Annotated in this window: 16 protein-coding genes and 3 pseudogenes; 18 read left to right on the forward strand and 1 reads right to left on the reverse strand. The window is 62.2% G+C overall.

Annotated elements, in window-relative coordinates; translation table 11 throughout:
- Positions 1-37 precede the first annotated feature (37 nt).
- The 3 genes and pseudogenes from OKW45_RS05785 (at position 38) to OKW45_RS05795 (ending at position 2,111) form a co-directional block, all read left to right on the forward strand.
- Entirely contained in the window at positions 38-1,195 is a 1,158-nt protein-coding gene (locus OKW45_RS05785) for a porin (RefSeq protein ID WP_035470954.1), read from the forward strand.
- Between the two features lie 306 nt (positions 1,196-1,501).
- A pseudogene (locus OKW45_RS05790) lies at positions 1,502-1,594 on the forward strand (IS6 family transposase); the annotation flags it as partial.
- Between the two features lie 79 nt (positions 1,595-1,673).
- Entirely contained in the window at positions 1,674-2,111 is a 438-nt protein-coding gene (locus OKW45_RS05795; RefSeq protein WP_429469262.1) for a response regulator, read from the forward strand.
- Here OKW45_RS05795 and OKW45_RS05800 read toward each other — a convergent pair.
- The gene (locus OKW45_RS05800; protein WP_429466502.1) at positions 2,108-2,512 is read right to left on the reverse strand and encodes a hypothetical protein; all 405 of its coding nucleotides are present in this window, start codon (positions 2,510-2,512) and stop codon (positions 2,108-2,110) included. The two genes, OKW45_RS05795 and OKW45_RS05800, sit on opposite strands and share 4 nt — an antisense overlap.
- 639 nt (positions 2,513-3,151) lie before the next feature.
- Between OKW45_RS05800 and OKW45_RS05805 the strand changes: the two are divergent.
- The 15 genes and pseudogenes from OKW45_RS05805 to OKW45_RS05875 all read left to right on the forward strand — a co-directional run.
- Positions 3,152-3,439, forward strand: a pseudogene (locus tag OKW45_RS05805) (IS110 family transposase); the annotation flags it as partial.
- Positions 3,440-3,521: 82 nt separating this feature from the next.
- Positions 3,522-4,538: an IS21 family transposase gene (gene istA / locus OKW45_RS05810; RefSeq protein ID WP_429466504.1), complete on the forward strand. Its 1,017-nt coding sequence runs from the start codon at positions 3,522-3,524 to the stop codon at positions 4,536-4,538.
- On the forward strand, positions 4,535-5,323 hold the full coding sequence (gene istB / locus OKW45_RS05815; RefSeq protein ID WP_018420540.1) for an IS21-like element helper ATPase IstB: 789 nt from the start codon (positions 4,535-4,537) through the stop codon (positions 5,321-5,323). The genes istA and istB overlap by 4 nt, the downstream gene beginning before the upstream one ends.
- Positions 5,324-5,397: 74 nt before the next feature.
- Positions 5,398-6,156, forward strand: a pseudogene (locus OKW45_RS05820) (IS110 family RNA-guided transposase); the annotation flags it as partial.
- 1,007 nt (positions 6,157-7,163) lie between these two features.
- Positions 7,164-8,312 carry a porin gene (locus OKW45_RS05825; protein WP_429469265.1) on the forward strand — a complete coding sequence of 383 codons (1,149 nt, stop codon included), beginning with the start codon at positions 7,164-7,166 and terminating at the stop codon, positions 8,310-8,312.
- Between the two features lie 1,299 nt (positions 8,313-9,611).
- On the forward strand, positions 9,612-10,388 hold the full coding sequence (locus tag OKW45_RS05830; RefSeq protein WP_429466506.1) for a TetR/AcrR family transcriptional regulator: 777 nt from the start codon (positions 9,612-9,614) through the stop codon (positions 10,386-10,388).
- Positions 10,389-10,860: 472 nt separating this feature from the next.
- Complete coding sequence (locus OKW45_RS05835) at positions 10,861-12,192, forward strand: extracellular solute-binding protein (protein WP_429466508.1); 1,332 nt, start codon at positions 10,861-10,863, stop codon at positions 12,190-12,192.
- Positions 12,193-12,199: 7 nt separating this feature from the next.
- A complete protein-coding gene (locus OKW45_RS05840; protein WP_026225899.1) occupies positions 12,200-13,114 on the forward strand; it encodes a carbohydrate ABC transporter permease in 915 nt (304 codons plus the stop codon).
- A gap of 2 nt (positions 13,115-13,116) precedes the next feature.
- Positions 13,117-13,998, forward strand: coding sequence for a carbohydrate ABC transporter permease (locus OKW45_RS05845; RefSeq protein ID WP_429466510.1), 882 nt, complete (start codon positions 13,117-13,119; stop codon positions 13,996-13,998).
- Positions 13,999-14,010: 12 nt separating this feature from the next.
- Positions 14,011-15,105: an ABC transporter ATP-binding protein gene (locus OKW45_RS05850; protein ID WP_429466512.1), complete on the forward strand. Its 1,095-nt coding sequence runs from the start codon at positions 14,011-14,013 to the stop codon at positions 15,103-15,105.
- A gap of 4 nt (positions 15,106-15,109) precedes the next feature.
- Complete coding sequence (locus tag OKW45_RS05855; protein WP_429466514.1) at positions 15,110-15,982, forward strand: FAD binding domain-containing protein; 873 nt, start codon at positions 15,110-15,112, stop codon at positions 15,980-15,982.
- A 7-nt stretch (positions 15,983-15,989) separates the two neighbouring features.
- On the forward strand, positions 15,990-16,478 hold the full coding sequence (locus tag OKW45_RS05860) for a (2Fe-2S)-binding protein (RefSeq protein ID WP_429466515.1): 489 nt from the start codon (positions 15,990-15,992) through the stop codon (positions 16,476-16,478).
- On the forward strand, positions 16,471-18,822 hold the full coding sequence (locus tag OKW45_RS05865) for a xanthine dehydrogenase family protein molybdopterin-binding subunit (RefSeq protein ID WP_018420986.1): 2,352 nt from the start codon (positions 16,471-16,473) through the stop codon (positions 18,820-18,822). Before OKW45_RS05860 ends, OKW45_RS05865 begins: the two co-directional genes overlap by 8 nt.
- Complete coding sequence (locus OKW45_RS05870; RefSeq protein WP_429469268.1) at positions 18,813-19,730, forward strand: NAD(P)-dependent oxidoreductase; 918 nt, start codon at positions 18,813-18,815, stop codon at positions 19,728-19,730. The genes OKW45_RS05865 and OKW45_RS05870 overlap by 10 nt, the downstream gene beginning before the upstream one ends.
- Positions 19,727-20,365: an SRPBCC family protein gene (locus OKW45_RS05875; RefSeq protein WP_018420988.1), complete on the forward strand. Its 639-nt coding sequence runs from the start codon at positions 19,727-19,729 to the stop codon at positions 20,363-20,365. The genes OKW45_RS05870 and OKW45_RS05875 overlap by 4 nt, the downstream gene beginning before the upstream one ends.
- Positions 20,366-20,403 lie beyond the last annotated feature (38 nt).

Raw genomic sequence — 20,403 nt, forward strand, 5'->3', positions numbered from 1 at the left:
CAGTTATATCGGATTACTACCTATTTAAGCAACAATCATGTTTATCAAAAGAAAACATCTCGCAGCGGCAGCGGTTGCGGGTGCACTTGTATCGGCCGCCCATGCGCAGAGTAGCGTGACGCTGTACGGCGTGCTGGACGAAAGCGTTCAGTTCACCAACAGCGGAAAAAGCCCGGGTGGCAAAGCCGGCCCGGTGTGGGCACTGGGCAATTCGGCCAACAACACGACGGTTTGGGGTATCAAGGGCAGCGAGGATCTTGGCGGCGGCATGCATGCCATCTTCGATCTCGAAAGCGGATTCAACCTCGGCAACGGCGCTAGCACCAATAGTGCCGACATGTTTTCACGGCAGTCATGGGTTGGCATCAAGGATGATCGCTGGGGCACATTGACACTCGGCAAGCAGTACAGCCCGGTCACGAATTATTTGTGCCCCGTATCGGCCTACTGCACGTTTGGCGGCAACACGTCGGCACACGTCTACGACAACGACACAGTCGGCGGAAGCTATACGGTCAGCAACTCGGTGACATACGAAAGTCCGGTTATTGCCGGTTGGCATTTCGGCAGCATGTACGCCTTTTCCAATGCGGCCGGCCAGTTTCAAAACAACCGTCTTGTGAGCGCCGGCACCGCGTATGACTACGGTCCATTCCACTTCGCGGCGGCTTATATGGACGCAGACAATCTGGTGAGCGCAAACAACACTTTGGGTGCCGTAAATGCGGGAATGGGGTACACCATCGCAGCCGGCGACCAGACCATCTGGGGCGGCGGCGCACGCGCCGACATCGGAGCCGGAACGGTCGGTTTGCTATATACACATTCCACTTACCTCTCACTCGCAAGCGGCAATTCGCTCGATGTCCGCGCCGGCGATGACCTCCGCTTCGATAACTACAGCGTTTACGGCAAATACCCGCTCACGCACGCGCTGAGCGTTGGCGCCGGCTACACGTTCACGACTGAGCACCTTTCCGGCGCGACGAGCGCAACCCTGCACAATCAGCAGGTCACGATGGAGGTCGACTACGGCTTGAGCAGGCGGACGCTGCTGTACACCGAGGCAGCCTATCAACACGTCTCCGGGGGTAATGGCCTAAGCCTTTCCTACGCGGAAATAGCGGACACAGGCATTCAATCAGGCACCAATAGCCAGACGCAGGTTAGTGTGGGTATTCGCCACAACTTCTGAGCCACACCATTTTCCGGTATTACCACGTTGTTGGCCGGTTCATGGAAACGCGGCGACAATTGGGTCGTCGGAGAAATCCGTGGGTGATTTTGAGACCGTTGGTGGTGTCCTGAAGAATCCGGTTCCAAAATGCTCGCTGGTCGTCTGTATGGCTGGAAGCGGGAGAGTGCCGCTTCCGGTCATACAGGTCGCGTATTTTGCTTGTGTGGCGTCAAGTGTTCGCCGTGCTGGACGGCGTCGCACACTTGGCACTGGCCTTGTCAACTCGCCGGTAGCGAGATGAAAGAGCGGCAGAGGTGGTCCATCCTCAATCTCGGGCGTGAGACACCGATCGAAATTCGACAGGCGAAGTACCTGAACGTTGTCGAACAAGACCAACGGGCAATCAAACGCAGAAGTGCGCGATCCCAAGCCGCATCAGGCTCTTCCCAAACTGCCGATCGGCGGCTATGCCGGTCCGACGCGCCGCGTACTAGTGGTGGACAACGAGCGGGTAGACCGCGAGCTACAAGTCAGGTTGCTCGGTCCGCTGGGCTTCGATGTCCAGGAAGCCGCCTCCGGGATCGAGGCGCTGCGGGCCGTCTCTTCGTTCGTGCCCGATCTGATCCTGCTCGATATCGGCATGCCGCTGCTGGATGGTTGGGAAACCGCGCGGTTGCTTCGCGCGAATTTGATGAGCAATGCGCCCATTATCGTGGTCTCAGCCAATGCATTCGACAAGGGCGGGGAAAACGCCGCAGGCATTCGCAACGAGGATTTTCTCGTCAAGCCTGTCAATGTTGTCGAACTGCTGGAATTGATCCGAGAGCGCTTGAATCTGCAGTGGGTCCCGGCAACGCCCGCTGTTGTGGCGCACGTACCAACGGAGAAACTGCTTGATATTGTGGTGATAGCGCTTGATGGTCGCGTCGCTTAACCTCGCTCATTCCTTGCCCAACTGCAGTACTCGTCCAGCTGCGACTGGAATGGAATCGGCTCGAGGGGCGGAGGAAAGTAGCCGAGATAGCGAAGCCAGGCCCGGGCGGTCTGCACGAATCGTTCGCGCGTGAAGTCTGTGTTGAGGCCGCGACCGCAGGCGCGCTCTCGATCGTTCCAGGGGTGCGCCACCGTCCGCACCTGTTCAATCGTCACCCGCAGGTCCGGATAGACGCTAAGCTTGCGCGCTACCCAGAGCAGATCATCCGCCTTGAGCAGGAGAGTGGAGCGGGAGTCGCCCCGTTGCGCACAGTAGGTCAGGTATCGCCGACGCTCGTCGGGATATGGTGCGCTCGCGTGACGAGCGACGGCCGATGGACGCTCAAAGAGTTGTTCGAACATGGCTGGACCTCCAAGAAATTGCCGAGGTCTTACCAAGAACATCCATTATTTATGTGGCGTCAAGTTCTCCGCAGCCCTTGCTATCCGGCCTCCTGCGAATTCAACACAACATTTCCTGGGTTTCATCTTTATCTGCGGCAGGTCTCGTCGCGGGGCTTTCCAGTTGCAGCGGAAGACCCGAGGGGATCGCATGCGGGCGAGACTCAGGCAGATCAAGGAGGCGCTACGGAAGCGCATGCACGAACCGATCCCAGTGCAAGGGCAATGGCTCAGGCAGGTAGTTCGCGGATACTTTGCGTATCACGCAGTGCCTACCAACTCGCGGGCACTCGGCGCATTTCGACATCACGTCACCGCTCTATGGCGGCGCACGCTCCGGCGGCGCAGTCAGAAGGACGCCATGACGTGGGAGCGAATGAGACGAATCGCCAATGCCTGGCTTCCGCCCCCTCGGATCCTTCATCCGTGGCCTGACCGGCGCTTCGCCGTCAAACACCCGAGGTAGGAGCCCGGTGCCCGAATTGGGCACGCCGGGATCTATTGGTATGGACGCCCCCACCCACAAACCAATGGCCCTAACGTGCCATAGTGGAGTGGAAGGGTTGCTGAAACCACTTTAACCAAGAGGAGCGTCCGGCAATGAAGATTACGACCGTTGGTATCGACTTGGCGAAAAATGTATTTCAAGTGCACGGTGTTGACGAGCACGGCAAGACCGTCCTGAGGAAGCAACTCAAGCGCGACCAGGTCGTCGCCTTTTTTGCCAACATCCCGCAGTGTCTGATCGGTATGGAAGCCTGCGGAAGCGCTCACCATTGGGCTCGCAAGCTGCGCGACCTAGGCCACGATGTGAGGCTAATGGCACCACAATTCGTCAAACCCTACGTGAAAACGAACAAAAACGATGTGACTGATGCTGAAGCTGTTAGCGCCGATGTAAAAATGACCCACCTCGCCGAAGTAAACCTGACCCACCTCGGGGGAGCAAGATGGCGGCTTTTTGCCGTCGATGCTAAGTCAGGAGCAAACAGTGGAAATCAAGGTGTTGGCAAGACGGGGAATGGGCGTGCGAGAGATAGCCAGGCAGATGGGCATCTCGCGCAATACGGCGCGTCGCTATCTGCGCGACGAACAGGCCGGGCACTATAAGCCGCGCGAGCCACGTGCGACGAAGCTCGAGCCGTTTAAGAGCTATGTGCTCGAACGCGTGGCGGCAGCGCGGCCGCACTGGATTCCAGCGACGGTGTTGCTTCGCGAGTTGCGCGAGGCCGGCTATGAAGGTGGCATCAGTCAGCTGAAGGCATTTCTCGCGCCGCACAAGCGAGCCGAAGCCGAGCCGGTGGTTCGCTTCGAGACGGCGCCTGGCAAGCAGATGCAAGCGGACTTCACGGTCATTCGCCGGGGCCGCGCACCGCTGTTGGCGTTGGTGGCCACGCTCGGCTACAGCCGTGCGAGCTTCGTGCGCTTCACTGCTGGCGAGGATGCGACGACGCTGTGCGAGTGCCTGCGCGAAGCGTTCTTCCACTTCGGTGGCACGCCTGAGCAAGTGCTGTTCGATAACGCAAAGTCGGTGATTATCGAGCGCGATGCTTTCGGCGAAGGCCAGCATCGATGGAATACGCAGTTGCTCGCGCTGGCGGACACGTACGGCTTTACGCCGAAGGTATGTCGCCCCTATCGAGCCAAGACCAAGGGCAAGGTCGAACGTTTTAACCGCTATTTGAAGGAGAGTTTCGTGGTACCGCTGGCCGCTACCCTCAAGCAATCGGGCCTTACGTTGGATGTCGACGCCGCGAATGCGCACATCGGACGTTGGCTTACGGAAGTCGCCAACGTGCGCGTTCATGCGACGACACGCGAGCGTCCGGCAGCGAGGCTGATGGTTGAACAAGCGGCGTTGCTGCCGCTACCGGCCACAAAGACGGCCCCCTTCCCGGCGACGCCTCGGCCGCGTCGCGTATTACCGCGCGAGAGCTTGCAACATCCGCTGGCGGTCTACGACGCGTTGCTGGAGGTCGCCGCATGAATCTGCAATACGAACGCATTGCCGGCCTATGCACGCAGCTCAAGCTCGACTGTGTTGGCCGCGACTGGGGCTCGCTCGCGCAGCACGCTGCAACGCGCGATGCGAGCCTGGCCGACTTCCTCGAGCAACTGCTGACGGCGGAGTTCGACGCGCGCGAAGAACGTAAGCGGCAGACGCTCACGAAGCTCGCGTCGCTGCCGAGCGTTAAGACGTTGGAGCAATACGACTTCGGCTTCGCCAGCGGCGCACCGCGCGCGCAAATTCAGGAGTTGGCGAGCTTGGCGTTCATCGAGCGCGCCGAGAACGTCGTACTGCTGGGGCCGTCCGGCGTCGGCAAGACGCACATCGCGAGTGCGCTGGCCTATCGTGCGACCCAGGCGGGCATCAAGACGCGGTTCATCACGGCCGCTGACTTGATGATGCAACTGGCAACGGCGCGGCAGCAGAACCGGCTGAAGGAGTTCTTCAATCGAGCGGTTGTCGGGCCCAGACTGCTCGTGATTGATGAAATTGGCTATTTGCCCTTCGGGCGCGAGGAAGCGGACCTGTTCTTCAACGTTGTCGCCAAGCGCTACGAGCGCGGCGCCATCGTGTTGACGAGCAATTTGCCGTTCACGCAATGGGCCTCGGCGTTCGCCGACGACCAGACGCTGACGGCCGCAATGCTCGACAGGCTGCTGCATCACGCGCACATCGTGCAAATCAGCGGCGAGAGCTACCGCTTGAAGGACAAGCGGAAAGCGGGACAAACGAGCACGCGGGCGAGCGCGAAGGCAGCCGCGTGATAGGGGCCCGGGTGGGTCAGTTTTACTTCGGCGATTCGTCGAAAAGTGGGTCAAATTTAAATCGGCGTTGACATGAAGCCATCTGCGAAGCGGTTGGCCGACCAAACATGCGTTTCGTGCCGATCAAGAACATCGAGCAACAGGCCGTGCTGGCGTTGCATCGCGTCCGTCAAGGATTTGTAAAGGCGCGGACGGCGCAAGCCAACCAGATCCGTGGACTGCTGGCGGAATTCGGGCTTGTAATTCCGCAGGGCATCGCCCACATCGCCAAGCGCGTACTGGAGCTTATTGAGGATGCGAGCAATGAGTTGCCGGGTTCGTTCCGTCTGCTTGTGCAGCGCCTACTGGAGCAATTGAAGGAGCTTGATCGTCAGGTCCATGAGATCGAGAATCAAATTATCATCTGGCATCGCACGAACGATGGCAGCCGCAAGCTGGCCAGGGTTCCCGGCATAGGGCCGATCACGGCCAGTGCGATGGTGGCTTCTATTGGCGACGCCAAGAGTTTCAAAAATGGCCGACAGGTAAGTGCCTGGATCGGGTTAGTGCCCAAGCAAAACTCCACTGACGGCAAGACGGTGCTATTGGGGATGAGTAAGCGAGGGGATTCATATCTTCGAACGCTACTGATCCAGGGCGCACGCTCGGTGATCTACGCGGCGCAGCGAAAGGAGACTCCCGACGACGGCTGGCTGAGTCGGCTGCTTAAGCGGCGTAACGCCAATGTGGCGGCCGTTGCCCTGGCTAACAAGAACGCCAGAATTATCTGGGCGTTGCTGTCCAGTGACCGCGAGTTCCGCTCTGACTACGCGACGGTTATCGCAGTCGCGTAGTCAGAGCGGCTTGAAAAATCCCCCGTAACCCCGTAGCGGACCAGCTCTATCGATTGCTCAGGTGATCATGAATTGATGGCAAAACTGGTAAGACCGTGGCCAAGAAAATCTGACCCGCACAGCGTGCCTCGAGCACACGGATCTATTGAGAACCTGGCCAGCGGATTCCATCAGGGACAGCGGCAACGCCGCACCGAAAGTCCGGATGTATGAGTGCAATCTCTACCTTTGAGCCGTCACAGATTGAAAGCTTGGCAAACCGGGGGCGTCCATGTATGTGCGGGGGGTGCTCAGTAATGGGCATCCCTACCGCAATCCTAGACCCGCTACTGCCCCTCAATTGCTTTCCTAAAATGTCCCAACGTCGCGCCATACCGGTCGTTCACCCACGGTCCGCGCCACTCGCGAGATAAACGAAGGTCGTTGTGTCGCATTCGCGTATTTCAGGGTGCTGTCGAACGACGATTCTGCGAGTCTCCGATGAGCCAAATGCCGATTTACCCGAGGCTCGCTTTGACAGCAGGATGCATGCCCACAGGTTTTCTGTGAAGAGGCCTTTTAGGGGCCTCTGCGTCGACGTCGCGCGGGCTACTCACGGGCTTTCAACACGAATGGTGGATAACCGATCCGATCACGTACGCGGTGCATAGGCGGGGCTATTGACGCATCGATGACCTCTCGTGGCACATCGAAGACGCAAGAAATGCGGGGCCGGCCAGCCCTCTGTGCAACAACGCTTACACGTTGGCCGAGAGAATGCCTAGTCAACGCGATGCTATGGCGTTGCTTGAATGCAACGTAAACACCCGGTCAAGAATCGGGAGTCGGCATTACTGCGCTTAGCACCCGTGGTACCACGCCTGAATCGTTGCAAATTTGTGGCGGATTATCGCAGTAATGTGAAATAGAACCTTGCGCCGCCCCAGGCGCGAGATCTTTCATCTGCGCTCTTATACTCGCGGCGGTGTCTTTTCCATTCCTACACGCTGGAGCGGTTAATGAAGTCTCTGAAAAAGATCCCCGTCGCTGTCGCCATCTCCGCAGCACTTGCCGCATCGGCCGCCCACGCACAGAGTTCGGTCACGCTTTATGGCCTGATTGACGCCGGCCTGATGTATACCAACAACGTCAAGGGGCAGGGCGCCCTGATTCAGGCAACGAGTGGCAACATCAATGGCAGCCGGTTCGGCCTGCGCGGCGCAGAGGATCTCGGTGGTGGCCTGAAGGCGATTTTCGTGCTCGAGAATGGTTTCAACGTGCAAAACGGCAAGCTCGGCCAGGACAGCCGAATGTTTGGTCGTCAGGCCTATGTTGGCCTGAGCAGCAGCCAGTTCGGCACGGTGACAGTGGGTCGTCAATACGACTCGCTGGTCGACTTCGTGGCTCCTCTGTCCGGTACGGCTGGTACGTTCGGCGACACGGGTTTTGCTCACCCGTTCGACAACGACAACCTGAACCATTCGTTGCGCTTCAGCAATGCCGTCAAGTACATGAGCAACAACTATGCGGGGCTGAAGTTCGGCGGCATGTACGCGTTTTCGAACAGCACAAGTTTCGCCGTTAACCGTGCTTACAGCGCCGGTGCAAGCTATAGCCACGGTCCGTTGAATGTCGCCGCGGGCTACCTGCAGATCAACGGCTCGTCCGCCGGCACTGACAACACCGCACCTGGTGCCGTGGACCTCAAGGAATCGACCGCGAACGGCACTGGCGGCTTCGCGCTCGGGTCGAACGTCCAGCGCACGTTCGGCGCAGGCCTGAACTACTCCTTCGGTCCGGCGGTGGTCGGCTTCGTCTATACGAACAGCCATTTCCAGGGCACCAATTCGTTTGGCCTGAACAATGGCTCGATGCGTTTCGATAACTACGAACTGAACGCGAAATATGCACTGACACGGGCCGTCAGCCTCGGTATTACCGACACCTACACCGACGCTCACCTGAACGGCACGACGACGTACGGCGCTGATCCGAAGTGGAATCAGGTCAACGCCCAGGCGGTGTACTCGCTGACAAAGCGCACCGATGTCTACGCGGAAGCAATGTACCAGCACGCGATCGGCAACCAGTTCGTCGCATTCATCAACACCGCAGGCGGTGCATCCTCGACCGCCAATCAGGTGGTGGCGACGGTGGGGATGCGCACGCGTTTCTAAGGAGCCCTCAAGCGGAACCGGTTGCGCCAGCGAATTAACCTCTGCACAGATTCATCTTGGGCCCCCGCTCGATTCAGAATGGATGCCTCCAGATTTGTCGGGACTGTCGTCCCGGGTCCAGACGAAAAGGTGTTTATGGTCCAGTAAAGGCGAAGCGAGAGGCCGCTGATACTTGCGCCCATGCGACTTTCTCCGAGGAAATATTTTGGCCCGTCCGTTTGGACGGGCTTTTTTTGAGCGGGGTCCGCGAGTATGCGAGGGGCCCTCGATGTCGTCCACTTCTCAGATATAGGATAAGGCAGAGGATGTTTAGCGAAGCCGGCGCGGCATACATGGATGGTCGGAGGCGCAGCACGAAATCCGCTTCTGCTTCGCTGTAAATTCTTTGAGCTAAACCGCTCCGCTGGCGCGGACGATTATGGGCATTGAATCAGACGGTGGCGATGACGCTGGCGCGGTCTCGACGGGTGGGGGTTATGCGAGCGGATGGCCCCGATGACCGGGCGCGAGGCAAGGCGTTGCCAGCCGCCGCAGCATCCCGCCAACCGTCGTCAGAGGGTGGGCTCGGTGTTGGGGGAGCACTGGCATGGCCGAAAGCGTAGGGACTATTGTTCCGGCGAAAGATGTCAACGGCTAGGCGGGCCATTGACATCGGAGCCGCCGCGCGCAGCGCTTTGAGAATGAAGCCGGCTTGGCCGACGAATTACCGGCTGCCGTCGCTTCGCCGAAGGGCGACTCGTCCAATCCGGTCATTCGAGCTTCCCGCGATTCGACTGTTTCTGCACGGCTGGTTTCGGAGAAATCGAATAGGCGCGATTGACCCTGATGACGCCAGTATCGGCTTGTTGACGAGCCCGCCGGCCTCTTGGTCGATGTAAGGCATCCAACCTCGATAATCACGTCCCTCGCGAGCACCTGTTGAGAAGCATCGATTACTTCCTGGACTCAACCGGCGTACCTTTCCTGCGAAAGGAACGCTTGTAACGATGCGGATCTTTACAAACAATGAGTTCGGTTCGCCATCTCTTCGGAGCGTCTGTGCTTCGGCTTAAATCTATCGCGTTCCTACGCGGCTCCTGCCGCTTTCACGCAGCGATTTCGTTTGAACAGAATCGCTGCCTGTCTCGTTGGCTCCACAGGTTCGGGCCGACTCAGTGATAATTGACGGCCACATGCCGGCACGCCCGCCACCGCCGCGCGCGAATCGCCACGTCGCCCGGGCGCAGAAACTCGATGTGCATCGAAACCAGGCGGCGCTGAGCTAAACCGTTGCAAAAACACTCGTCGTCGTGCGACGATTTGCTCGCATGGAAATGTGCGCGAGCAGAACATGGGACAGTCATGAAATCGACAACCGAACATCCTGCGAAACCGGGGATAAAGACCGAGGAGAGCCAGACAATGTCAAACCAGGCCGCCCCTGCGCGGCCTCCAGCAAAACGGCCATCCAAGAAGGCGCCACAACGGCTGCCCCGCGCGGCGCGGCAGGCACAGGTGCTCGCGAAAGCGGCCGAATATTTTTCGGAGCACGGCCTGAACGCCCAGACGCGCGCGATCGCGCAGGCCTGCGGGGTCTCGCAGCGGCTGCTCTACAGCCTTTTCCCGAGCAAAGCCGCGCTGATCGAAGAGGTTTACAACCGCGAAGTCGCTGGCCTGTTCAAAGCGATGTGGTTCGTCCAGTTGAAGAATCGCAGCGTGCCGCTGGAGATGCGCCTCGTCACTTTCTACCGCGAATACTACGAGTCGCTGCTGACGCGCCGCTGGCTGCGACTGTTCCTTTACTCGTCGTTGGCGGGGCTGCGTATGGCGCCGACCTACACCAACGCGGTGGTCACGCACGCGCTGGAGATCGTTGTCACCGAGGCCGCGCATGACGCGGGACGCGGCGTGCCGACGAACATCGACGAACGGACCGAGATCGGCTGGATGCTGCACGGCGCGGTGTCGCACCTGGCAATCCGCCGCCGCGTCTATGCAAACGACAATACGACACCAGCCGAACAGGTGATCGCGATGAACGTGCGGGCGTTTCTTGCCAGCATTCCAGCGCTGCTGCCAGCGCGGCAGGCCGCCTGACGCACCCGCCGCACGCCATCAAAGCGGCGCGACGCACAACCTCCAGACCGCGCACCGTGCTGCGCCGACGTCGCTCCTCCCGCTGATCCCGACACCCGGGCGGCGCTGCAGCCGCTGCAACGCCGCCCGCTCACTCCACCTGATATCGCAACGCGAAATCTTCCGTCGCGCGCCGGCAGCGAGACCGGCCATGACGCCCGAAGTGTCAGACTCAGCCACCTTTTGTCGTCAGGTGATGTCGTATGGATCATCAGAATGATGGAAGAGTCCCGGCTAGAAGATGGCATAAGTCTCTGTAAATTAACAATAAAATGAATTGACCTGTCGAATTCTCAGTCATGTCAGATGATGTATAAAAATTTAAGTCTTCAATTGACGATTTATTTTGACGTGAATATTGTTCGTTCCGAAGCGGTCAGGGAAATTTGATCATCACCACAAGGGGTGCCGCAGCGGCGGCCGGGAGCGAATCATGAGCGAAGTGATGAAGTTCGGCAGTGGTCGTCGTCGTTTTCTGCAGATCTCCGCGGGCGCGGGGCTGGCTGCGGCCGGCATGCTCGGCGGACTCCCGCGCGCCCGCGCCGCGGACGTCGTCAATCTGTACACCTGGTCGGCGGGAGTCGATACGGTCAAGCGCGAAGTTGCGGCGTTTGAGAAGGAAACCGGGCTTGCGGTCAACTACAACAACCTGCCGTTCGCGCAGTATCGCGAGGCGATGATCACCAAGTTCGTCGGTCAGGCGCCGGTCGATGCGCTGTGGGTCTCCGACGGCTGGCTGCCTGAGTGGGCCGACGCAGGCTGGCTCGCGCCAATCGACGCATATCCGCAACTGCTGAAGTACAACAGCGACGTGCAGGACTTCTGCACGCAGTCGACGCGGTACAAGGGTCATCAGTACGGGATGACCTATTACACCGACTACATGGCGTTCCTCTATGACGCGAGCATGCTGGCGAAAGCCGGCATCGCCGCGCCGCCCGCGAGCTGGGACGAACTCGTCGACCAGTCGCTGAAGATCAAGAAGGCCGGCCTGTCGAACTACCCGCTGATGATGTCGATGGCGCGCGAGAGCTGGCTGATCGAGTTCATGTCGTCGCTGGTGTTTTCGCACGGCGGGCGCTTCGTCGACGACAGCGGCCGCGTCATGATGGACGATCCGAAGCACGGCGCGATCAGCGCGTTGCAATGGATCGTCGACGCGGTCAACAAACACCACATCCTATCGCCGGCCTGCGTTGAACTCGGCGAGTTGAACGGCTTCAAGGCCGTCGCCTCCGGCAACCACGCGTTCGCGCTGCTGCCGCGCTACCGGATCCAGGCGCTGAACGATCCACGCCAATCGCACGTCGCCGGCAACATCAGGCAGGCGCTGATGCCCGCCGGTCCGAACGGTTCGCACGCAACAGTTGCCTGGATGCGCATGCACGCGATGAGCGCGGCCGCCGGCGCAAACAAGGCGCGTGCGGCGAACGCGGTACGCCTGATCGAAGCCTTCGGCGGGAAGTTCGACGGTCAGTACGCATTCCAGAAGGCGATGTTCCTCGATACAGGCACCGCGTTCGGCGTGAAGCCGCTGTTCAGCGATCCGCAGGTGCGCGCCGCATATGAGAAGTACGGCGACTTCGCGATGTTCCAGAAACAGCAGGACCTCGCGCGCAAGAAGGACGTGATTACGCGCTGGTTCGGCGAGTGGGACGAAGTCAACAGCAGCGCGTGGCAGGCCGCGATCCTTGGCCAGTCGAGCGCCGCCGACGCGTTGAAGAAATCGGCCAGCAAATGGGCCGAGCTCAGCAAACAGGCCTGAGGTCGCGATGAGTGCACCTGCTCTAACCCGCCGCTGGCTCGTGCGGCACCCGGTGTCGGCTACCGACCAGCGCAGCGCGATGCTGCTGTTGCTGCCGATGTTCGTCGTACTGCTCGCGGTCGCCGTGTTCCCGGTGCTGTATTCGCTGTGGACGAGCCTGTTCGACATCCATCTGACGCGCATGGACGCGCCGTTCGTCGGACTCGGCAACTACATCGCGATTTTCCGCGACCCGGACTTCTGGGCCGCGGTCGGGCGTACGGTGTGGTTCACGGTGGTGTCGGTGCTCGCGATCATGGTGATCGCCACGCTTATCGCGCTGCTGCTCAACCGGGAGTTTCGCGGCCGCCGCATCCTCTCGGCCGCGCTGCTGATTCCGTGGGCGATTCCGTCCGTGGTCGACGGCCTGATGTGGAAGTGGATCTACGACTCCGGCTACGGCGCGCTGAACGGCCTGCTGTTGCAGCTCGGCGTGATCGGCCATTACATGGTCTGGCTCGGCGACACGCACAAGACATTGCTGCTGATCGCCAACGCGTTCGTCTGGAAGGAAGTGCCGCTCGCGACGATCCTGCTGCTCGTCACGCTCAAGTCGGTTTCGCCGGACCTCTACGCGGCCGCCCGTGTTGACGGCGCGACAGCGCTGCGCCGCTTCGTGCATGTGACGCTGCCGTCGATGCGGCCAGGTTTCATGCTCGTGATGATCTACGAGGCGATGACGGCGGTCCGTCACTTCGATCTGTTCTTCATCCTGACCGAAGGCGGTCCGGCCGACGCATCCCACGTGCTGTCGTGGCACATCTACGTCGAGACGTTCCGCAAGCTGTCGTTCGGCAGCGGCGCGGCGGTCGCCTACGTGCTGGCGCTTGCCACCTTCGCGATGTCCTACACGATCATCCGTCTGCTCGGCAGGAGGCTCTAGGCATGTCATCCGCTCCGTTTATCAAGCGCATCGCACTGTTCGCCGCCGCGGCGCTGATGCTGGTCTACGTGCTTGCGCCGGTCGCATGGCTCGTGTCATCTTCGCTGCAGCGCGAGGCCGACATCACCTCGATTCCGCCGCACTGGATTCCGCACCCGGCGACGCTCGCGAGCTTCCGCGCGATCGTCCAGGCCGGCACCGGCACGCTGCCGGCCGATGCGTCGTTCGTGCCGTCGAGCGCACAGTATCTGCTGCCGGCGCTGCGCAACAGCCTTGTCGTCGCGTGCGCGGTGGTCGTGCTAAATCTCGCGGTCAGCGTGCCGGCCGCCTACGCGATGGCAAAAATCCGCTACGTCGGGCGCGACCTGTCGGTGTACTTCATGCTTGCCACACGAGTCATTCCCGACATCGCATTGATCGTGCCGTTCTTCCTGTTCGTGCGCAAGCTCGGGCTGCTCGACAACGTCGGCGCGCTGATCATTACCTATCTCGCACTGACGGTTCCGTTCAGCGTGTTCATGCTGCTCAGCTATTTCGAGGGTCTGCCCGACGAGCTCGACAAGGCCGCGCGGGTCGACGGCTGCTCGCGGATCCAGGCGCTCATCAAGGTGTTTTTGCCGCTCGCGTTGCCGTCGCTCGTCGCGGTGATCCTGTTCACCTTCCTGACGAGCTGGAACGAGTTCCTTTTCGCACTCATGTTCACGCAAACCGCCGCGTCGCAGACGGTGCCGATCATTGTCGCGTCGTTCACGTCGGATTTCACCACCAGCTTTTCGTTCATCAACGCGGCCGGCGTCGTCGCGATCGTTCCGCCCGTCATCATCGCCGTGGTGTTCGAGCGCTACATCGTCTCCGGCCTGACCGCCGGCGCGGTCAAGGGATAAGGGGATCGAAACATGGCCCAAATCGAGTTTCAACAAGTGGCGAAACGCTATGCCAACGGGCATGTAGCGCTGCACAACCTGAACCTGCGAATCCGGGACAAGGAGTTCCTGGTGCTGCTCGGGCCGTCCGGCTGCGGCAAGTCGACGACGCTCAACATGATCGCCGGCCTCGAAGAGGTTACCGAAGGCAGCCTGCGTTTTGACGACACCGAGGTGAACGACATGCCTGCCCACAAGCGCGATGTCGCGATGGTGTTCCAGAGCTATGCGCTTTATCCCCACAAGAACGTCTATGAGAACATCGCGTTCGGGCTGCGCATGCGCAAATATCCGCAGCACGAGATCGACTCGCGGGTACGGGCAGCGGCCCGTTCGCTCGAGATCGAGCACCTGCTCGAGCGGCGGCCCGGCCAGTTGTCCGGCGGGCAGCGGCAGCGCATCGCGCTGGGCCGCGCGATGGTGCGCCAGCCGTCGGTGTTCCTGATGGACGAACCGCTCTCCAACCTCGACGCGGCGCTGCGCGTGTCGATGCGCGCCAGCATCAAGGCGCTGCATCAGTCGATGCAGACCACCTTCGTCTACGTGACACACGACCAGGCCGAGGCGCTGACGCTTGCCGACCGGATCGTCGTGATGTGCCAGGGCGTTGTGCAGCAGATCGGCACACCGGATGACATCTACGAACGGCCGGCGAACAGGTTCGTTGCCAACTTCCTCGGCAGCCCGCCAATCAACTTCCTCGACGGTGTCCTCGAAGACGCGGGCGCAGGGCTGTGCTTTCGGCGCGGCGGTCTGTCGCTCGCACTTGACGAAGCCACGCGCCGGCGACTCGCCGCACGCGCGGGCCAGGCGATCACGCTCGGCATTCGCGCGGAGGATATCGACGAGCACGCGCACGATGGGGACTGTCGGATCACCGGCGAGATCACGTCGCTGCTACCGGTCGGTTCCGATCAGTTCATCGGCCTGTGCAGCGACGATCATCAGATGTTCTTCCGCGTAGGCAAGGAACGCTCGTTCGCGGTCGGCGAGCGCATGTCGATCTCCGTTAACCGGCGTCGCCTGCATCTGTTCGATCAGGCAAGCGGCACCAATCTCGCGGTGTGATGCCATGAAACCATCCGTCTTTTCATATCACCGGCCCCACTCGCTCGACGACGCGCTCGCGCTGCTCGCCGAGCACGGTTTCGATGCGAAGGTGATCGCCGGCGGCCAGTCGCTCGGGCCGATGATGAACATGCGCTTCGCGCAGCCCGCGCATCTGGTCGACCTCAATGCGCTGCCGCAGCTTGCCGGCATCGAGCGCACCGGCAGCACCCTCAGGATCGGCGCGCTCACGCGCCACCACGAGCTCGCGACCAGCCCGCTGGTACGCGACGCATGCCCGCTGCTCGCGCTGGCGGCCGCAACGGTCGGGCACTACGCAATCCGTCAACGTGGCACGCTCGGCGGCAGCCTTGCGAACGCGGACCCGGCCGCACAGCTGCCGCTGATCGCGCGCACGCTGGACGCGCGCGTCGAGGTGGCCGGTCCGGGCAGGACGCGGGAAATCGCGGCCGCGGATTTCCTGCTTGCGGCGATGACGACCGCGCTCGAAGCGGACGAGATCGTCACCGCCGTGCGCTTTCCGTGCGCGCGGCCCGACGAGGGCCACGGCTTCGAGAGTTTCAGCCGTCGCCACGGTGACTTTGCGATTGCCGCATGCGCGGTTAGTGCCATCGTCGATGCGGGACGCTTCACGCATTTGCGGATCGGCGTGGGCGGCGTTGGCGACGTGCCGGTGTCGCTCGATGACGTCGCGGCGAACTTCATCGGCGCAACTGCCGACGACGCGACGATTGCGTTCGTTGCCGAACGCGTGGCCGCCGCGATCGATCCACACGACCAACCGGGGATCAGCGCTGCGTATCGGCGCGAGCTGGTCCATGCGCTGAGCACGCGCGCACTCGCGCGCGCCAGCAAGTACACCTTGCAGGACATCTGAACGATTTATGGAAAAGACGGCGATTCATCTTCAGGTCAACGGTGCGTTGTACGACGTGCGCTGCGAGCCTCGCAAGCTTCTGTCGGACGTGCTGCGCGAAGACTGCCGGCTGACCGGCACGCATGTCGGTTGCGAACACGGCGTGTGCGGAGCATGCACCGTGCATGTCGACGGCCGGCCCGTGCGCGCGTGCCTGACCTATGCGGTGCAGGTCGACGACGTGCCCATTACGACGATCGAATCGATTGCGGCTGGCGGGCAGTTATCAGTGCTGCAGCAGGCACTGCACGAATGCCACGGGCTGCAATGCGGCTTCTGCACGCCGGGCATCGTGATGACGTTCGAGGCGTATTTGCTCGAGAACGCGAAGCCTACTGAAGCGCAGGTGCGCGACGTGCTCTCCGGCAATCTGTGCCGCTGCACCGGCTACCAGAACATCGTGCGCGCGGTCATGCTGGCGGCCGAACGCCTGCGCGCGGAGGCCGTCGATGTCTGAGGCAGACTTTCGCTACCTGAACCGGCCGGTGCCTCGCACCGAGGACTACCGGCTGCTGACTGGCCACGGGCGCTATCTCGACGACATCGAGATTCCGGGCGCGCTGCACGTCTGTTTCGTGCGCTCGCCCCATGCGCACGCGCGCATTGTGTCGATCGACGCGAGCGCGGCGCTCGCGATGCCCGGCGTCGTCACGGTCGTGACCGGCCGCGATCTTGCGCAGTGGACCCGGCCGCTCCGCGTCGCGCCCCCGATCGAAGGACTGCTGCCGGTCGAGATCGAGACGATGCCAGTCGAGATCGTCCGATTCCAGGGCGATCCGGTCGCGTGTGTCGTCGCGGCGGACCGCTACATCGCCGAGGATGCGGCCGAACAGGTGCTGGTAAAGTTCGACACGCTGGCCGCCGTGACCGACATGTGGCAGGCGCTTGAGGCCGACGCGGTGCAGATCGATCCGATGGTGCCCGGCAACCTGGTCTCGCACCAGACGTTCACGCACGGCGATCCCGCCGGGGTTGAGGCCACCGCCTATCGCATCGTCGAAGCGAGCTTCGGCCAGCAACGGCAGACCCATGTGCCGATCGAGACGCGCGGCTGCGCGGCGGTGTGGGATCTGGGCCGCAAGCATCTGACCTTCCATATCGGCACGCAGGTACCACATCCGCTGCGCACGCAACTCGCGGCGCGTCTGGCGCTCGACGAGTCGCAGGTCACGGTGATCTCTCAGGACGTTGGCGGCTCGTTCGGTCAGAAGATCGCACTGTATCGCGAGGAGCTGACGGTCGCGGCGCTTGCGCGCCACCTCGGACGACCGGTGCGCTGGCGCGAGGACCGGCTCGAAAACCTGACGGCCGCCGGGAATTCGCGCGAGGATTTCTGCCGCACGCGCGCGGCAGTAGATCAGCACGGCACACTGCTTTCGCTCACGCTCGAGATGCGCGAGGACTTCGGCGCCTACTGCTTCTTTCCGGCGAACTACCTGGCGCGCGTCGTCGCAATGATCCTGAGCGGGCCGTACCGGCTCGACCATTACGCGTTCGACGTGAAGATCGTGCTCAGCCACAAATGCGGGAACGCGCCAATGCGCGCCCCGATGTCGATCACGAGCTGGGTGATGGAAGGCACGATCGACGCGATCGCGCGCGAACTCGAACTCGATCCGGTCGAGGTCCGCCGCCGTAATCTGATTGCTCCGCAGGAACTGCCGTACCGGACGCCGACCGGCGAAACGCTTGCCGATATCACGCCAACGGAAACCTTCGAGGCGGTCCTGCGGGCGGTCGACTACGCCGGGTTTCGCACGCGCCAGCGCGATGCGCGCGCACGCGGGCGCTATCTCGGCCTTGGGCTGTGCAACGTCGTCGAGCCGACCACCTACGGCTCGCGCTTCTACAAGGCTGCCGGAATTCCCGGTTCGGGCCACGAGGCGAGCTGGATACGGATTGAGCCGAGCGGCATCGTTAACGCGTCAGTCGGACTCGGACCGAGCGGCCAGGGCTACGAGAGCGCGATGGCAAATGCGGTCGCCGAAGGGCTCGGCGTCGAGCCGTCGAAAGTGCGCATCCACATGGGTCATACCGACATCGCGCCATACGGGATGGGCAGCCGCGGCGCGCGTAGCGGCACTGCCGGCGGAGGCGCGCTGTTTCTGTGCGCGCAGGACGCCCGGCGCAAGGTGCTCGCCATTGCCAGCACGCGACTTGACGTGCCCGCCGCGGCGCTGCGCCTCGCCGATGGCCGCATCGAGCAACGCGAAGGCGATGCCTGGCACGGCACCGCGCTCACGCTGACCGACATCGCGCGGCAGGCGTACATGGACCCGACGTCGCTGCCGCCGGGACTCTCGCCTGGCCTCGAGTTTCATCTGACCTACGACCCGCCCGCCATGACGTACTCCAATTCCGCGCACGCGTGCGAAGTCGAGCTTGACGTGGCGACTGGCGCGCTGCACATCGCGCGCTATGTGATCGCCGAGGATTGCGGAACATTGCTGAACCCGACAGTCGTCGAGGGCCAGCAGCACGGCGCGATTGCGATGGGCCTTTCGGGCGCGTTGTTTGAGGAGGTGATCTACGACGAGACCGGTCAGAACACCACCGGCTCGCTTGCCGAGTACCTGATCGCGACGGCAACCGAACTGCCTGAGATCGAGATCATCCCGATGCATACGCCAAGCCGCTCGACTGCGGCAGGTATCAAGGGCATGGCCGAGGGCGGCGTGATGGGCGCGCTCGGCGCGGTTACGAATGCGCTGAATGACGCGCTCGCGCCGTTCGGTGTGGTCGTCGAACGGCATCCGCTGACGCCAATGTTCGTACGCGACCTGTTGCGCGAATCGCTTTGACTGGACGAACTGACATGAATCAGGTTTCAACCCAACCCGCGGTGGGCTTCATCGGCCTTGGCATTATGGGCGGCGCGATGGCCGCCCGGCTCGCCGCAGCCGGCTATCCACTGCATGTGTATAACCGCTCGCGCGCGAAGGCGGAGCCATTGCTGGCGGCAGGCGCGCACTGGCACGACACGCCGGCCTCGCTCGCCGCCGCTGCCGAGTTCGTCGTGACGATCGTCGGAATGCCGACCGACGTGCGCGCGCTGTACCTTGGCGAGGCCGGGCTGATCGCGCATGCACGGCCCGGCGCGGTGCTGATCGACATGACTACGTCGAGCCCCGCGCTGGCGCGCGAGATGGCCGGCCACGCGGCTGCGCGCGGCATCGACATGCTCGATGCGCCGGTGTCCGGCGGTGACGTCGGCGCTCGCGAGGGACGGCTGTCGATCATGATCGGCGGCCATGCGCCCGTGCTCGCGCGCGTCGAGCCGATGCTGCGCTGCCTTGGCGCGAATATCGTGATGCAGGGTGGCCCGGGCGCCGGCCAGCACGCGAAGCTGTGCAACCAGATCGTGATTGCGTCGACCATGCTCGGCGTTTGCGAAGGGCTTGCGTATGCCCAGAGCGCTGGCCTCGATCCACATACGGTTCTCAGCGCGATCGGCGGCGGTGCGGCGGGCGGATTCCTGCTGAATAACCTCGGTCCACGCATCGTGCGCGGTGACTTCGCGCCGGGCTTCTTCGTCGAGCATTTCATCAAGGACATGCGCATCGCATCGGAGGAAGCGCGCGACATGGGCCGCGCGTTGCCGGCTCTTGAACTCGCGCGCCGCCTGTATGGACAACTCGCCGACGCCGGCCACGCGAGCTCGGGCACCCAGGCGCTCTTCAAAGTCTATGACGAGGAGGGCGCGCAATGAAGTTTGCTGACAGTTGCTCGCTGCCCGCATCCCCGGAAGCGGTGTGGGCTGCGCTGAACGACCCGGAGGTGCTGAAGGCGACGCTGCCGGGCTGCAAGGCGCTCGTGATGCGCGACGAGTGTCATTTCGAAGCGACGGTGCAAGTTCGTGTCGGCCCCGCTGCGGCGACGTTTCGCGGCGAGGTCGAACTCGCCGATCTCGAGCCACCGCGTGCATACACGATCATCGGCCAGGGCAATGCGGGTCCCGCGGGTTTCGCGAAGCTGACCGCGCGGGTGAAACTCGAAGGCCTGGGCGACACGACACTGCTCAGCTACGAGGCCGACGTCGAGATTGGCGGCAAGTTGATGAGCGTGGGCTCCCGGCTGATCCAGTCGGCTGCGGCGAAGAACCTCGAGTCGTTCTTCAGCGCCTTCAGCGCGCATATCGAACATAGCGTTGCACCGGCGGTGGAGCAAGCGCCGGTGGCGGACGAAGTTGCTCCCGGCGCCGCGCCGTCCGCTAACCCGCCCACGCGCGAGCGGGCGCCCAGCCCCGTGCCGCCCATCGGGCTGGGCTGGGCGCCATGGTTGGTCGCTACGGCAGCCGGTTTCGCGGGTCTCTTGATCGGTTTTCTGGTCGGGCATTCGATCTAGCTGGGGCCGGAAGTTTAAGTCTCATCGTGGATTCAGTC

The organism is Paraburkholderia lebeckiae, from assembly GCF_050436225.1.
Lineage (GTDB): Bacteria > Pseudomonadota > Gammaproteobacteria > Burkholderiales > Burkholderiaceae > Paraburkholderia > Paraburkholderia tuberum.